Origin of the sequence: Enterobacter chuandaensis, assembly GCF_039718975.1 — a bacterium.
Lineage (GTDB): Bacteria > Pseudomonadota > Gammaproteobacteria > Enterobacterales > Enterobacteriaceae > Enterobacter > Enterobacter chuandaensis.
The window spans coordinates 1,509,867-1,525,258 of the sequence record NZ_CP097173.1 but is presented as its reverse complement, the minus strand read 5'-3'; the positions used below and the strand labels follow the sequence as shown (position 1 = coordinate 1,525,258).

General features: G+C 59.8%; 11 protein-coding genes. 8 read left to right on the top strand and 3 right to left on the bottom strand.

What is annotated here, in order from left to right; genetic code table 11:
• Positions 1 to 101: 101 nt before the first annotated feature.
• Together moeA and moeB are read left to right on the top strand one after the other, a co-directional pair.
• A complete protein-coding gene (moeA, locus tag MX657_RS07335) occupies positions 102 to 1,334 on the top strand; it encodes a molybdopterin molybdotransferase MoeA (protein ID WP_265194223.1) in 1,233 nt (410 codons plus the stop codon).
• A gap of 1 nt (position 1,335) precedes the next feature.
• Complete coding sequence (gene moeB / locus MX657_RS07330; RefSeq protein ID WP_346807870.1) at positions 1,336 to 2,088, top strand: molybdopterin-synthase adenylyltransferase MoeB; 753 nt, start codon at positions 1,336 to 1,338, stop codon at positions 2,086 to 2,088.
• Positions 2,089 to 2,173: 85 nt separating this feature from the next.
• On the opposite strand, the gene fsa is transcribed toward moeB, so the two are convergent.
• Positions 2,174 to 2,836, bottom strand: coding sequence for a fructose-6-phosphate aldolase (gene fsa, locus MX657_RS07325; RefSeq protein WP_346807868.1), 663 nt, complete (start codon positions 2,834 to 2,836; stop codon positions 2,174 to 2,176).
• Between the two features lie 128 nt (positions 2,837 to 2,964).
• On the opposite strand from fsa, the gene MX657_RS07320 reads away from it, so the two are divergent.
• From MX657_RS07320 to MX657_RS07305, 4 genes are all read left to right on the top strand, one after another.
• Complete coding sequence (locus tag MX657_RS07320; RefSeq protein WP_346807866.1) at positions 2,965 to 3,864, top strand: glycyl-radical enzyme activating protein; 900 nt, start codon at positions 2,965 to 2,967, stop codon at positions 3,862 to 3,864.
• 4 nt (positions 3,865 to 3,868) lie between these two features.
• Positions 3,869 to 6,301: a formate C-acetyltransferase/glycerol dehydratase family glycyl radical enzyme gene (locus MX657_RS07315; RefSeq protein ID WP_346807864.1), complete on the top strand. Its 2,433-nt coding sequence runs from the start codon at positions 3,869 to 3,871 to the stop codon at positions 6,299 to 6,301.
• A 165-nt stretch (positions 6,302 to 6,466) separates the two neighbouring features.
• A complete protein-coding gene (locus MX657_RS07310) occupies positions 6,467 to 7,282 on the top strand; it encodes a Cof-type HAD-IIB family hydrolase (RefSeq protein WP_119917197.1) in 816 nt (271 codons plus the stop codon).
• Between the two features lie 149 nt (positions 7,283 to 7,431).
• Positions 7,432 to 8,688, top strand: a complete 1,257-nt coding sequence (locus MX657_RS07305; protein ID WP_119917198.1) for a DUF1479 domain-containing protein — start codon at positions 7,432 to 7,434, stop codon at positions 8,686 to 8,688.
• Here MX657_RS07305 and MX657_RS07300 read toward each other — a convergent pair.
• Entirely contained in the window at positions 8,685 to 9,758 is a 1,074-nt protein-coding gene (locus MX657_RS07300; protein ID WP_346807862.1) for a LacI family DNA-binding transcriptional regulator, read from the bottom strand. The two genes, MX657_RS07305 and MX657_RS07300, sit on opposite strands and share 4 nt — an antisense overlap.
• A 288-nt stretch (positions 9,759 to 10,046) precedes the next feature.
• Between MX657_RS07300 and MX657_RS07295 the strand changes: the two genes are divergently transcribed.
• Complete coding sequence (locus MX657_RS07295) at positions 10,047 to 11,348, top strand: MFS transporter (protein ID WP_346807861.1); 1,302 nt, start codon at positions 10,047 to 10,049, stop codon at positions 11,346 to 11,348.
• Positions 11,349 to 11,365: 17 nt separating this feature from the next.
• Positions 11,366 to 13,729 (top strand): glycoside hydrolase family 31 protein, encoded by a 2,364-nt coding sequence (locus tag MX657_RS07290; RefSeq protein WP_346807859.1) that lies wholly within the window; start codon positions 11,366 to 11,368, stop codon positions 13,727 to 13,729.
• A gap of 62 nt (positions 13,730 to 13,791) precedes the next feature.
• On the opposite strand, the gene MX657_RS07285 is transcribed toward MX657_RS07290, so the two are convergent.
• Positions 13,792 to 15,387 carry an ABC-F family ATPase gene (locus MX657_RS07285; RefSeq protein ID WP_346807857.1) on the bottom strand — a complete coding sequence of 532 codons (1,596 nt, stop codon included), beginning with the start codon at positions 15,385 to 15,387 and terminating at the stop codon, positions 13,792 to 13,794.
• Positions 15,388 to 15,392 lie beyond the last annotated feature (5 nt).

Here is a 15,392-nt window from a genome sequence, read left to right as displayed (position 1 = left end):
GACGCAACAGTGATGTAAAGCGTACACCCATCGGGTCATACAGTTAGCCGCACTTTTCTGCCATAATGGGCGCTTTCGTTGTTACTCCGCAGGAGCCCACCATGGATTTTACCGCCGGACTGATGCCGCTTGAGACGGCACTCTCGCAGATGCTTGACCGTATTTCTCCGCTGCATGACGTTGAGACGCTGCCGCTTGTGCGCTGTTTTGGTCGTATTGCCGCGCGCGATATCGTCTCGCCGATGAACGTGCCGGGGTTCGATAACTCCGCGATGGACGGTTACGCGGTGCGCCTGGCGGATCTCCAGACGGGTAACGCCCTGCCGGTGGCGGGTAAAGCCTTTGCGGGCCAGCCGTTTGGCGGTGAATGGCCTGCGGGCACCTGCGTGCGCATTATGACCGGTGCGCCGGTTCCGGCTGGCTGCGACGCCGTGGTGATGCAGGAAGAGACCGAACAGACCGACGACGGCGTGCGTTTTACCGCCAGCGTTAAAGCGGGCCAGAACATCCGCCGCACGGGCGAAGATATTACCCTTGGCGCAACGGTCTTTGCCGCCGGACAGAAATTGACGGTCGCTGAGCTGCCGGTGCTGGCGTCGCTCGGCATTGCCGACGTCGACGTTGTCCGCAAGGTGCGCGTGGCGGTCTTCTCTACCGGCGACGAGCTGCAGCTTCCGGGCCAGCCGCTGCAGGACGGTCAGATTTACGATACCAACCGCCTGGCGGTGCACCTGATGCTGGAGCAACTGGGCTGCGAGGTGATTAACCTGGGCATCATTCCTGACGATCCGGATAAACTGCGCGCGGCGTTTATCGAGGCGGACAAATCCGCCGACGTGGTTATCAGCTCCGGCGGCGTATCGGTTGGCGAAGCGGATTACACCAAAACCCTTCTTGAAGAGCTGGGCGAAATCGCCTTCTGGAAGCTGGCGATTAAACCGGGTAAACCGTTCGCGTTTGGCAAGCTCACACACAGCTGGTTTTGCGGCCTGCCGGGTAACCCGGTCTCTGCAGCACTCACCTTCTACCAGCTGGCGATCCCGCTGCTGGCGAAGCTTTCAGGCAACAATGCTAACCCGCTGCCGGAACGCCTGCGCGTGCGTGCCGCCACGCGTCTGAAAAAATCACCGGGTCGCCTCGATTTCCAGCGCGGCATTCTGGCGCGCAGCGCGGACGGCGAGCTCGAAGTGAGCACCACCGGCCACCAGGGCTCGCACATTTTCAGCTCCTTCAGCCAGGGCAACTGCTTTATCGTGCTGGAGCGCGAGCGCGGCAGCGTAGAGCCGGGCGAGTGGGTTGAGGTTGAGCGCTTTAACCACCTGTTCGGGGGCTAACATGACGGTGGAGCTGAGCGACCAGGAGATGCTGCGCTACAACCGCCAGATTGTGCTGCGCGGGTTTGATTTCGAGGGCCAGGAAGCGCTTAAGGCAGCCAATGTGCTGGTCGTCGGTCTTGGCGGGCTGGGCTGCGCCGCCGCGCAGTACCTTGTCGCAGCGGGCGTGGGCCGCATGACGCTGCTGGATTTCGATACCGTGTCGGTGTCCAACCTGCAGCGCCAGACGCTGCACAGCGACGCGACGGTGGGCCAGCCAAAAGTAGGCTCTGCCCGCACGGCGCTGGCGCGCATTAACCCTCATTGTGAATTCACCCTGATTGACGCGATGCTGGATGACGACGCGCTGTCCGCGCAGATTGCGCAGCATGACCTGGTGCTGGACTGCACCGACAACGTGGCGATTCGTAACCAGCTGAACGCGGGCTGTTTTGCCCATAAAACCCCGCTGATTTCCGGGGCGGCGATCCGCATGGAGGGGCAAATCAGCGTCTTTACCTATGCGGAAGGTGAACCCTGCTACCGCTGCCTGAGCCGCCTGTTCGGTGAGAACGCGCTAACCTGCGTCGAGGCGGGCGTGATGGCGCCGCTCGTCGGCGTGATTGGCTCACTGCAGGCGATGGAAGCGATCAAAGTGCTGGCGCACTACGGCACGCCTGCCGCGGGGAAAATCGTGATGTATGACGCGATGACCTGCCAGTTCCGCGAGATGAAGCTGATGCGTAACCCGGGGTGTGAGGTTTGTAGCAAATAAAAAGTCGGGTGGCGGCTCCGCCTTACCCGACCTACAACGGCTCGAACGTAGGCCGGGTAAGCGCCAGCGCCACCCGGCAACAGCATTAGATAGACTTCCGTCCAAACGCCCCCTGCCAGTCCTGCTCAAACTTCACAATCGCCGCATCCACAGCCGGAGAGGTAATAAACTGCTGCGCCACGTCCAGTGGCAGCGTGATGGACTCGCAACCTGCCAGCAGGCAGTCCAGCGCCTGACGCGGGGTTTTAAAGCTCGCGGCCAGCACCTTTGACTGCGGGGCGTGCAGCGTCAGCAGCTGTTGCAGTTCAATCACGGTCTGGATCCCGTCCCCACCCTGCGCGTCCACGCGGTTAACGTAAGGGGCGACATACTCTGCTCCCGCCAGCGCGGAGAGCATCCCCTGCGCGGCACCGTACACCGCCGTGCCCAGCGTCGGGATCCCTTCGGCTTTCAGCATCTTGATCGCCGCCAGCCCTTCCGCAGTCACCGGCACTTTCACCACCAGGTCGTTAATGATGGCGCGCAGCTTGCGCGCGTCTTCCACCATCCCTTCGGCTGTGGTCGCCATCACCTGCGCGAACAGACGACCTTTGCCGCCCAGCGCGTCGTGCAGTGCGGGCAGCAACTCGTCGAGCGGCGTTTTACCTGTCGCCACAATGCTTGGGTTAGTGGTCACGCCCGCCAGCGGGAAGATACGCGCCAGCTTTTTGACTGCCGCAACGTCAGATGTGTCGAGATAAAGTTCCATGATGTCACCCTCAAAATTAGCCTGCACTTACCCTATCACGACAAAACCTGCTCAGTAGTTGACCTGCATCAAGATAACTTTCATTCGAAAGTAATTTAATCTTCATATGCAAGATGAGAGGCGAAATCATGATCTTCAATATTCAGCGTTACTCTACCCACGATGGCCCCGGTATTCGAACCGTGGTGTTCCTGAAAGGCTGCTCGCTGGGCTGTCGCTGGTGCCAGAACCCGGAAAGCCGCTCCCGCAGCCGGGACGTGCTGTTTGACGCGCGCCTGTGCCTGGAGGGCTGCGACCTTTGCCAGCTGGCGGCACCGGGCTGTATCGACCGCGCGCTCAATGGCCTGGTCATCCACCGCGAAAAGCTGAGTGAAGAGACGCTTAACGCCCTCACCGACTGCTGTCCAACGCAGGCGCTGACCGTCTGCGGTGAAGAGAAGCAGGTGGACGAGATCATGGCCACCGTGCTGCGCGACAAACCTTTCTACGACCGCAGCGGCGGCGGGATCACCCTCTCCGGCGGCGAACCGTTTATGAACCCAGCGCTGGCGCACGCCCTGTTTAAGGCCAGCCACAAACAGGGCATCCACACCGCCGTGGAAACCTGCCTTCACGTGCCGTGGCATTATATCGAGCCGTCATTACCGTACGTCGATCTGTTCCTTGCCGACCTTAAGCACGTCGACGGAGCGGTGTTCAAACAGTGGACCGACGGCTCGGCCAGGCGGATCCTGGACAACCTGAAACGCCTTGCCGCGGCCGGGAAAAAAATCACCATCCGCGTGCCGCTGATCCAGGGCTTTAATGCGGACGAAGCGTCCATCACCGCCATTACTAACTTCGCCGCCGACGAGCTCGGCGTCGGGGATATTCATTTTCTGCCGTATCACACGCTGGGCATGAACAAATACACCCTGCTCGGCCAACCCTACTCTGCCCCTGACAAACCGCTGGATAACCCTGCCCTGCTGGACTTCGCACAGCAGTACGCCTGCCAGAAAGGGTTAACCGCGACCTTACGAGGATAAACCTATGACCACCCTGAATCTCAACACCCTCAGCGAACGGATTAAAGCGCATAAAATGGCGCTGGTGCATATCGTCAAGCCGCCGGTCTGTACCGAGCGCGCACAGCATTACACCGAAATGTACCAGCAGCACATGGACAAGCCGATCCCGGTGCGTCGCGCGCTGGCGCTGGCACATCACCTGGCGGAACGTACCATCTGGATCAAACACGACGAGCTGATTATCGGCAACCAGGCCAGCGAAGTGCGCGCCGCGCCGATTTTCCCGGAATACACCGTCTCCTGGATTGAGAAAGAGATAGACGATCTGGCGGACCGCCCGGGCGCGGGCTTTGCGGTAAGCGAAGAGAACAAGCGCGTGCTGCATGAGATCTGCCCGTGGTGGCGCGGCCAGACGGTGCAGGATCGCTGCTACGGCATGTTCACCGACGAGCAGAAAGGCCTGCTGGAAACCGGCATCATCAAAGCCGAAGGCAACATGACCTCCGGCGACGCGCACCTGGCCGTTAATTTCCCGCTGGTGCTGGAAAAAGGCCTCGACGGCCTGCGCGCCAAAGTGGCCGAGCGCCGCTCGCGCATCAACCTGACGGTGCTGGAAGACCTGCACGGCGATCAGTTCCTGAAAGCGATTGATATCGTGCTGGAAGCCGTGAGCCTGCACATTAAACGCTTCGCCGATCTGGCATGTGAGATGGCATCTACCGAGACCCGCGAAAGCCGCCGCGACGAGCTGCTGGCGATGGCGGAAAACTGCGACGTGATTGCCCACGAGCCGCCAAAAACCTTCTGGCAGGCGCTGCAGCTGTGCTACTTCATTCAGTTGATCCTGCAGATTGAGTCCAACGGCCACTCCGTGTCGTTTGCGCGTATGGACCAGTACCTTTACCCGTTCTACCGCCGCGACGTGGAGCTGGACCAGAGTCTGGACCGCGAGCACGCCATCGAGCTGCTGCACAGCTGCTGGCTGAAGCTGCTGGAAGTGAACAAGATCCGCTCCGGCTCCCACTCCAAGGCCTCCGCCGGTAGCCCGCTGTACCAGAACGTCACCATCGGTGGTCAGAAGCTGGTCAACGGTGAGCCGATGGACGCGGTGAACCCGCTCTCCTACGCGATTCTGGAATCCTGCGGTCGCCTGCGCTCCACCCAGCCAAACCTGAGCGTGCGCTACCACGCGGGCATGAGCAACGACTTCCTCGATGCCTGCGTACAGGTGATCCGCTGCGGCTTCGGGATGCCCGCGTTCAACAATGATGAAATCGTGATCCCGGAATTCATCAAGCTCGGCGTTGAACGCGACGACGCCTACGACTACGCGGCCATCGGCTGCATTGAAACCGCCGTGGGCGGCAAGTGGGGCTACCGCTGCACCGGCATGAGCTTTATCAACTTCGCCCGCGTGATGCTGGCCGCGCTGGAAGGCGGACGCGACGCCACCAGCGGCAAAGTGTTCCTGCCGCAGGAGAAAGCGCTCTCCGCCGGTAACTTCGATAACTTCGATGAAGTGATGGCGGCGTGGGACAGCCAGATCCGCTACTACACCCGCAAATCCATCGAGATCGAGTATGTGGTAGACACCATGCTGGAGGAGAACGTCCACGATATTCTCTGCTCGGCGCTGGTGGACGACTGCATCGAACGCGCGAAAAGCATCAAGCAGGGCGGCGCGAAGTATGACTGGGTTTCCGGCCTGCAGGTGGGTATCGCCAACCTCGGCAACAGCCTGGCAGCGGTGAAAAAGCTGGTGTTTGAGCAGGGCGCTGTAGGTCAGCAGCAGCTGGCGGCGGCGCTGGCGGATGACTTCGACGGGCTGACCCACGAGCAGCTGCGCCAGCGCCTGATCAACGGCGCGCCGAAGTACGGCAACGACGATGACAGCGTGGACATGCTGCTGACGCGCGCCTATCAGACCTATATTGAAGAGCTGAAGCAGTACCACAATCCGCGCTACGGCCGCGGCCCGATTGGCGGTAACTACTACGCGGGCACGTCGTCTATCTCCGCGAACGTGCCGTTTGGCGCGGCAACGATGGCGACGCCGGACGGACGTAAGGCGCATACCCCGCTGGCGGAAGGGGCAAGCCCGGCTTCCGGTACCGACCACCTCGGCCCGACGGCGGTCATCGGCTCGGTCGGTAAACTGCCTACCGAGGCAATACTCGGCGGCGTGCTGCTGAACCAGAAACTGAACCCGTCGACGCTGGAAAACGACAGCGATCGCCAGAAGCTGATGGTGCTGCTGCGCACCTTCTTCGAGGTGCATAAGGGCTGGCATATTCAGTACAACATCGTCTCCCGCGACACGCTGCTGGACGCGAAGAAACACCCGGACCAGTACCGCGACCTGGTCGTGCGCGTGGCGGGTTACTCGGCGTTCTTCACCGCCCTGTCGCCGGATGCGCAGGATGATATTATTGCGCGTACTGAGCATACGCTGTAAAAAAACGCCCGGTGGCGCTGCGCTTACCGGGCCTACAATTCTCCCCGTAGGCTGGGTAAGGCGAAGCCGCCACCCGGCTTTCTGACTTTCATTCGAAATTAAATTTGTGCTCCCCGTCACCTTGTTATTAGAATGTTTCAAAACGCAGTGACCCAGGAGCACAGTATGACCGTTAAAGTTATCGTCACCGATATGGACGGAACTTTCCTTGATGATGCCAAGCAGTACGATCGTGACCGCTTCCAGGCACAGTTTGAGCAGCTTAAATCCCGCGATATTGAATTCGTTGTCGCCAGCGGTAACCAGTATTACCAGCTCATCTCCTTTTTCCCCGAGCTGAAAGAGCAGATCTCCTTCGTGGCGGAAAACGGCGCGCTGGTGTTCGACCACGGCGAACAGATTTTCCACGGCGAGCTGACCCGCCATGAGTCGCAGATTGTTATTGGCGAACTGCTGAAAGACAAAGGGCTGAACTTCGTGGCCTGCGGGCTGGAGAGTGCCTACGTCAGCGACCAGGCCCCTGAAGCGTTCGTGGCGCTGATGTCAAAGCACTACCACCGCTTAAAGCGCATCAGCGATTACCGCGAAATTGACGACGTGCTGTTTAAGTTCTCCCTGAACCTGCCGGACAGCGATATCCCGAACCTGGTCGATAAACTGCACGTCTCCCTGGACGGCATCATGAAGCCGGTCACCAGCGGTTTCGGTTTTGTCGATTTGATTATCCCCGGCCTGCACAAGGCCAACGGCATCAGCCGCCTGCTGAAACGCTGGAAAATCTCCCCGCAGGAGTGCGTGGGCATTGGCGACAGCGGCAACGATGCCGAGATGCTGAAGCTGGTGAAATACGCCTTTGCGATGGGCAACGCAGCAGAGAGCATTAAAGACATTAGCCACTACTGCACCGACGATAACAACCATCAGGGCGCGCTGAACGTCATTCAGGCCGTGCTCGACAACCACTCTCCTTTCGACGCCTGAACCTTTCCTTGCCGGAGCCCCGCTCCGGCCTCTCACTCTTTTTCCATCCTGTGGCTTGCGTCAAGTTTTTAAACTTGCATTAACTTATTTTTAACTTAAAGTATCACTTGTAGACATTTTTACTTTCGAATGAAAGATGCGAGGCAGTTATGACCTTTACCAGTGAAACGTTGCCAGCGGATCACAAAGCGGCAATCCGTCAGTTAAAACGTGAGTTACGCGCGCAGATCGGCGACGTGCAGGCGGTGTTTAATAAGCTCAGCGATAAAATTGCCACCCGCGTGGCGGAGATCAACGCCCTTAAAAACAAAGGTGAATCCGTCTGGCCGGTGATTCCGTTTGCCGATGTGAAAAACGGCACGATGACAGAAGCACAGCGCGAAGCGGTAAAACGCCGCGGCTGCGCGGTGATTAAAGGTCACTTCCCGCGCGAGCAGGCGCTGGCGTGGGATCAGTCGATGCTCGACTACCTCGATCTGAACAAGTTTGACGAGGTCTACAAAGGGCCAGGCGATAACTTCTTCGGCACCTTAACCGCCTCCCGCCCGGAGATTTACCCGATCTACTGGTCGCAGGCGCAGATGCAGGCGCGCCAGAGCGAAGAAATGGCTCAGGTGCAGTCGTTCCTGAACCGTTTATGGACATTCGAGAGCAACGGCAAGCAGTGGTTCGACCCGGACGTGAGCGTCATTTATCCGGACCGCATCCGCCGCCGCCCGCCGGGAACGACCTCCAAAGGGCTGGGCGCGCACACCGATTCCGGCGCGCTGGAGCGCTGGCTGCTTCCGGCCTACCAGCAGGTGTTTGCCCGCGTGTTTGACGGCAACGTCGAGAAATACGATCCGTGGAACGCCGCGCACCGCACCGAAGTGGAAGAGTACACAGTCGATAACACCACCAAATGTTCGGTGTTCCGCACCTTCCAGGGCTGGACGGCGCTGTCGGACATGATCCCCGGACAGGGGCTGTTGCATGTGGTGCCGATCCCGGAAGCGATGGCGTACATTCTGCTGCGTCCGCTGCTGGACGACGTGCCGGAAGATGAACTCTGCGGCGTCGCGCCGGGGCGCGTGCTGCCGATTTCCGAGAAGTGGCACCCGCTGCTCATCGAAGCGCTGACCAGCATTCCGGCACTCGAAGCGGGCGATTCCGTGTGGTGGCACTGCGACGTGATCCACTCCGTCGCGCCGGTGGAAAATCAGCAGGGCTGGGGCAACGTGATGTACATCCCCGCCGCGCCAATGTGCGAGAAAAACCTCGCCTACGCGAAAAAGGTCAAGGAAGCGCTGGAAACCGGCGCGTCGCCGGGAGACTTCCCGCGTGAAGATTATGAAAAGAGCTGGCAGGGCCGCTTTACCGTGAACGATCTCAACATCCACGGCAAGCGCGCGCTGGGCATGGCTTAACTGTCGTACAGCCCTTCCCGCTCCACGGCGGTGCGTCGTTTCCCCTGACGTATCCGCCGTACCGATTCCCGCACGGTCAACGTACCGTTAAGCAGTAACGTCCCCACCGGCGCGTCCGGGCGCATCAGCCTCTGCTGGAGCATATGCACCGCTTCCGTTCCCAGCTCATCGCGGGGAACATGCACCGCCGTTAAGGGCACATCCTGAATCGCCGCCAGGTTAAACCCGTCTATGCTCATCACCGAGACGTCCTGCGGCACGCGCAGACCGTGGTTTTGCAGCGCGCTGATGGTGCCCGCCGCCATAAAGTCACCCCCGACCAGGAACGCCGTCGGCAGGTCTTTTCCCTGCTGTTGGTTAAGCCACTCACTCACCAGCTGCTCCGTCTCTCTGGCGCTGAAGCTTGGAACCACCAGCAGGTCGCGCCTGTCGTTAAACCTGAGGTTATGGGCGTGCCACGCGTCGCGGATCCCCGACAGGCGCAGCTCCATGGTGTAGCGACGCAGGCACAGCACGCTCATCACCTCGCGGTGCCCCATCTCGAACAGGTACTCTGCCGCCCGCTCGCCGATGGCGCGATGATCCGGCGCGACGGCAGGGAGGCGCATGTGGCGGTCCCGGCAGTTGATCAGCATGCAGGGTTTTCCCACGTCCACCGCCAGATCGTGGATATGCGGATCGTCGATACCGAGCAGAATCGCCGCCTGGGTATCGGGCTCGTTCATGCGTGCCAGAAACAGCTGGGCATCGCTGTCGTTCTCCTCCAGCGCGCAGTAGCGCAGGCGAACCTCGTGCGAGGCAAGCCCTTTGCTCACGCTCTGGATCACGCGGTAGTAAAAGATGTCGGACCGCTCGTCAAAGGCTCGCTGAGGAGCAAAAACCACCAGGCTGTTAAGCAGCAAGCGCCCCGCCGCCATGCCGTCCATCACCCCCAGCTCCCTCGCGCACGCCAGCACCTTAGCCCGCGCCTTTTCACTGGTATTCGCTTTTCCCGCCAGCACGCGCGAGACGGTGCTGATGGAGAGCTGCGTCCGGGCCGCAATTTCGGTGATTTTTAGCCTTTTGTCCATTTTGTGATCTGGCTCCATTTGCGAAATGAAAAAATTTTCATAGCGTATCCATCAGGCAATAACTGATATAAAAGCCATCATGCCAGAGGGTTATGGTCAGTTATGAGAAATTTTGCACAAAATCCGCTATTGCCTGCTCATTTTCTCCCTTAAGGTGAACTTGTCACACAGCTTCCATACTAGTTGTATACCAACTTAAGTATTCTAAACGGATAGAAATCAAAGGCATAACAATCTGTGTGATACCTGAACCTCCGTCCCCTTACCGTCCGTCTTGTGGAGAGTAAAATGAGTCAGGACATTAATAACACCGTTGCGACAAGCAAAACCCGTCGCGTCATCAAGAACCTGCGCTGGTACGTGCTGGTGCTGTTCTTACTTGGCGTCACCGTTAACTACATCACCCGTAACTCGCTGGGGATCCTCGCCCCGGAACTGAAAGAGAGCCTCGGGATCACCACCGAGCAATACTCCTGGATCGTCGGCGCGTTCCAGATCGCCTACACCATTTTCCAGCCCCTGTGCGGCTGGCTGATCGACGTTATCGGCCTCAAGATTGGCTTTATGGTCTGCGCCGGGATCTGGGCGCTGATGTGTATCTTCCACGCGGGCGCCGGAAGCTGGCTGCATCTGGCGATTCTGCGCTTCTTTATGGGCGCCTCAGAGGCCGCCGCCACTCCGGCGAACGCCAAAACTATTGGCGAATGGTTCCCGAAATCGGAGCGTCCCGTTGCCGCCGGCTGGGCGGGCGTGGGCTTCTCCATCGGCGCGATGCTGGCCCCGCCTATCATCTACTTCGCGCACGCCTCGTTCGGCTGGCAGGGCGCGTTTATGTTCACCGGCGTGCTGGCGCTGCTGTGGGTGATCCTCTGGTGGGTGTTCTACCACAACCCGGAACAGCACCCGAACCTGAGCAAGGACGAACTGGCGTTTATTAAGCAGGATAACGAACCCGCACCGGTCAAGCTGCCCTTCCTGACGGCGCTGAAAACCGTATCGAAAAACAAACGCTTCTACGGTATCGCCATTCCGGCCTTTATGGCGGAACCGGCCTGGGCCGTGCTGAGCTTCTGGGTGCCGCTGTACCTCGCCAAAGAGCACGGCATGGATCTGAAGCAGATTGCGATGTTCGCCTGGCTGCCGTTCCTCGCCGCCGACCTCGGCAGCGTGGCGAGCGGCTACCTGACGCGCCTGTACACCCGCTGGTTCGGCTGCACCCGTGTGAACTCGGTCGTCGCAAGCTCCGCTACCGGCGCGTTCCTGATGATTTCTCTCGCCATCGTCGCCGTGACTCGCGACCCGTACATCACCATCGTGCTGATCTCCATCGGCGGCTTCGGGCACCAGATCATCTCCTGCATGCTGAGCGCCCTGGTCGTGGAGTCGTTCGACAAAGGCCAGATGGCGACCGTCAACGGTATGCGCGGCTCGGCGGCGTGGATCGCCAGCTTCCTGTTCTCGCTGTTAATCGGGGTGACCGCCGACAAAATCGGCTTTAACCCGCTCTTTATTGCCATGGGCTTCTTTGACCTGATTGGCGCTGTCTTCCTGGTAGCATTTATTGCTGAACGTCGCGCCAAGCGCGCCTGATAGTGGATGTATTGCATATGAAAACCCTGAAAAACTGGACCGTTGATACGCAGTCGGCGAACCATCTGGAACTGCTGGTGGATAACCAGCACCGCCTGTGCCTGTATGTGCTGGAAGAGAACCTGTTCCGCGTGCTGATTAAGCGCAAAGGCGAGCTGGCGCTGGACCGCACCTGGAGCATCGCGCCGGAACAAGACGTGCCGTGGGAAGGCCGCCGTCGTGACGACTTGAGCGGTTTCTCCTGCCCGGCCTGGACGCTGACGCAGCAGGACGACACATTAACCGTAGCGACTGAACAGCTGCGCGTGACCGTCCACCAGCCCCTGTGGCTGGAGTGGCACTACCGCAATGACGCAGGCGAGTGGCAGCCGCTGGTCAATGACCGTCCGACCAGCGCCTACCTGCTGAACGCCCACGGCGACGGCGTGGCGCACTACCTCAGCCGCCGTAAGGACGAGCGTTTCTACGGCCTGGGCGAGAAAGCGGGCGATCTGCAGCGCAACGGCAAACGTTACGAGATGCGCAACCTTGACGCGATGGGGTACAACGCGGCCAGCACCGACCCGCTGTACAAGCACATCCCGTTCACTATCACCCGCCGCGATGACGTGAGCTACGGCCTGTTCTACGACAACCTGAGCAGCTGCTGGCTGGATCTGGGCAACGAGATCGACAACTACCACACCGCCTACCGCCGCTGGCAGGCGGAAGCGGGCGATATTGATTACTACATCTTTACCGGCAAGCGCGTGCTGGACGTGACCAAAGCCTTCGTGCGCCTGACCGGGAAAACGCTGTTCGGGCCGAAGTGGAGCCTGGGCTACAGCGGCTCGACCATGCACTACACTGACGCGCCGGATGCGCAAAACCAGCTGATGAACTTCATCCGCCTGTGCGAAGAGCACGCCATTCCGTGCGACTCGTTCCAGCTCTCGTCCGGCTATACCTCCATTAACGGCAAGCGCTACGTCTTTAACTGGAATTACGACAAGGTGCCGCAGCCGAAGGTGATGAGCCAGGCGTTCCACGACGCGGGGCTGAAGCTGGCTGCGAACATCAAGCCGTGCCTGCTGCAGGACCATCCGCGCTATAACGAAGTGGCGGAAAGCGGTCTGTTCATTCGCGATTCAGAAACCGACGCGCCCGAACGTTCCAGCTTCTGGGATGACGAAGGCTCGCACCTCGACTTTACCAACCCGCAGACGGTGCAGTGGTGGCAGAACGGCGTCACCACACAGCTGCTGGAAATGGGCATCGACTCCACCTGGAACGACAACAACGAGTATGAAGTGTGGGACGGGGAAGCCCGCTGCTTTGGCTTTGGCAAAGAGATCGCCATCAAGCATATTCGCCCGGTGATGCCGCTGCTGATGATGCGCGCCTCGCTGGAAGCACAGCAGCGTTTCGCACCGGAGAAGCGTCCGTATCTGATTTCCCGCTCCGGCTGCGCCGGGATGCAGCGCTACGTCCAGACCTGGAGCGGCGATAACCGCACCAGCTGGGACACCCTGCGCTATAACATCCGCATGGGGCTGGGCATGAGCCTGTCCGGGCTGTTCAACGTCGGTCACGACGTCGGGGGTTTCTCCGGCGACAAGCCGGACGCAGAGCTGTTTGTGCGCTGGGTGCAGAACGGCGTGATGCATCCGCGCTTTACCATTCACTCGTGGAACGATGACCACACCGTGAACGAGCCGTGGATGTACCCGGGCGTCACGCCCGCCATTCGCGGCGCGATTGAGCTGCGCTACCGCCTGCTGCCGTACCTCTACACCCTGCTCTGGCAGGCGCACGCCGACGACGAGCCGATGCTGCGCCCGACCTTCCTCGACCACGAGCACGACGCGCAGACCTTCGAAGAGTGCGATGACTTCCTGCTGGGCCGCGACCTGCTGGTGGCCAGCGTCGTTGAAGCCGGGCAGCGCAAGCGCCGCGTCTGGCTGCCGGATAACGAAACCGGCTGGTACGATTTTTACACCCACGCGTGGTATGCGGGGGGCCAGTCGATCGTCCTCGATGCCCCGCTGGAACAACTGCCGCTGCTGGTGCGCGCCGGTGCCGCTCTTCCGCTCAGCGAGCGCATCCGTCACGTTAGCGCCGATAAAGACGATACCCGCGAGCTGAAGCTGTTCCCGGTGAAGGGCGTGGGGACAACCTCAGGAATGCTGTTTGAAGACGACGGCGAAAGCTGGGGCTACCAGAACGGCAATGCGCTGTGGGTGGAGTGGGAAATGGTGTGCGACGGCGCAACCATCAACCTGAAGGTCAACGCGCGCGGGGACTATCGTCCGGCGTGGAAGGCGCTGAAGGTGTCGTTGCCGGTAGGGGAAAAACGTACGCTGCTGGTGAACGGGGTTGAAGGGGGCGAGTGGGTGCTGTAACAGAGCCCCTCACCCTAGCCCTCTCCCCTATGGGGAGAGGGTCGGGGTAAGGGGAATTTGTTTTAACTCTCGATACCTTTACTGCGCAGGTAATCTTCGTAGTTACCGGTGAAGTCCACCACGCGCTCTGGCGTAATTTCGATCACGCGGGTCGCCAGTGAGCTGACGAACTCACGGTCGTGAGAGACAAAGATCAGGGTGCCCTGATACATCTCCAGCGCCATGTTCAGCGACTCAATAGATTCCATATCCAGGTGGTTGGTCGGTTCGTCCATCACCAGAATGTTTGGTTTTTCCATCATCAGCTTGCCGAACAGCATACGGCCCTTCTCACCACCGGAGAGCACTTTGGCTGGCTTCTTGATATCGTCCTGGCTGAACAGCAGACGACCCAGAATGCTGCGCACCGCCTGCTCGTCGTCGCCTTCCTGCTTCCACTGGCTCATCCAGTCGAAGACGGTGAGGTCGTTTTCGAATTCGTATTCATGGTCCTGCGCGTAGTAACCAATCTGCGCGTTTTCAGACCACTTCACGGTGCCGTTATCCGGCTGCAGTTCACCCACCAGGGTTTTCAGCATAGTGGATTTACCCACGCCGTTGGCGCCCAGAATGGCGATCTTCTCGCCCACTTCCAGCAGCAGGTTGAAGTTTTTAAACAGCGGGCCTTCATCAAAGCCTTTGGTAAGTGCTTCCACTTCCAGCGCGTTACGGAACAGCTTCTTGTCCTGCTCGAAGCGGATGAACGGGTTCTGTCGGCTGGAAGCTTTAACTTCTTCCAGCTTGATTTTGTCGATCTGACGGGCGCGCGACGTTGCCTGGCGCGATTTTGAGGCGTTGGCGCTGAAGCGGCTGACGAAGGACTGCAGGTCCGCAATCTGCGCTTTCTTCTTGGCGTTATCCGCCAGCAGACGTTCACGCGCCTGGGTGGCCGCCGTCATGTACTCGTCGTAGTTGCCCGGATAAACGCGCAGCTCGCCGTAGTCCAGATCCGCCATGTGGGTACAGACCATGTTCAGGAAGTGACGGTCGTGCGAGATGATGATCATGGTGCTGTCACGGTCGTTCAGCGTCTGCTCCAGCCAGCGGATGGTATCGATGTCCAGGTTGTTCGTCGGTTCGTCGAGCAGCAGGATGTCCGGGTTAGAGAACAGCGCCTGAGCCAGCAGCACACGCAGCTTCCAGCCTGGCGCGACTTCGCTCATCAGGCCGTAATGCTGTTCGACCGGAATGCCCACGCCCAGCAGCAGCTCGCCCGCACGCGCTTCCGCTGAGTAACCGTCCATCTCGCCGTACTGCGTTTCCAGATCGGCCACTTTATAGCCGTCTTCTTCGCTCATTTCGGCCAGCGCGTAGATGCGATCGCGCTCCTGCTTCACTTCCCACAGCTCCGCGTGCCCCATGATCACGGTGTCGAGCACGGTGAACTCTTCAAAGGCGAACTGATCCTGACGCAGCTTACCGATGCGCTCGTTAGGGTCGAGCGACACGTTGCCGAGCGTCGGCTCCAGGTCACCGCCGAGGATCTTCATGAAGGTGGATTTTCCGCTACCGTTGGCACCAATCAGGCCGTAACGGTTGCCGCCGCCAAATTTGACGGAAATGTTTTCGAACAGCGGCTTACTGCCAAACTGCATAGTGACGTTGCTGGTAACTAACACGGGGA

Bases quoted from the DNA above. Each gene is read 5' to 3' on its own strand.
- MX657_RS07290 (WP_346807859.1), top strand. From the start codon at position 11,366: ATGAAAACCCTGAAAAACTGGACCGTTGATACGCAGTCGGCGAACCAT.
- MX657_RS07305 (WP_119917198.1), top strand. From the start codon at position 7,432: ATGACCTTTACCAGTGAAACGTTGCCAGCGGATCACAAAGCGGCAATC.
- MX657_RS07295 (WP_346807861.1), top strand. From the start codon at position 10,047: ATGAGTCAGGACATTAATAACACCGTTGCGACAAGCAAAACCCGTCGC.
- fsa (WP_346807868.1), bottom strand. From the start codon at position 2,836: ATGGAACTTTATCTCGACACATCTGACGTTGCGGCAGTCAAAAAGCTG.
- MX657_RS07320 (WP_346807866.1), top strand. From the start codon at position 2,965: ATGATCTTCAATATTCAGCGTTACTCTACCCACGATGGCCCCGGTATT.
- moeA (WP_265194223.1), top strand. From the start codon at position 102: ATGGATTTTACCGCCGGACTGATGCCGCTTGAGACGGCACTCTCGCAG.
- MX657_RS07300 (WP_346807862.1), bottom strand. From the start codon at position 9,758: ATGGACAAAAGGCTAAAAATCACCGAAATTGCGGCCCGGACGCAGCTC.
- MX657_RS07310 (WP_119917197.1), top strand. From the start codon at position 6,467: ATGACCGTTAAAGTTATCGTCACCGATATGGACGGAACTTTCCTTGAT.
- MX657_RS07315 (WP_346807864.1), top strand. From the start codon at position 3,869: ATGACCACCCTGAATCTCAACACCCTCAGCGAACGGATTAAAGCGCAT.
- moeB (WP_346807870.1), top strand. From the start codon at position 1,336: ATGACGGTGGAGCTGAGCGACCAGGAGATGCTGCGCTACAACCGCCAG.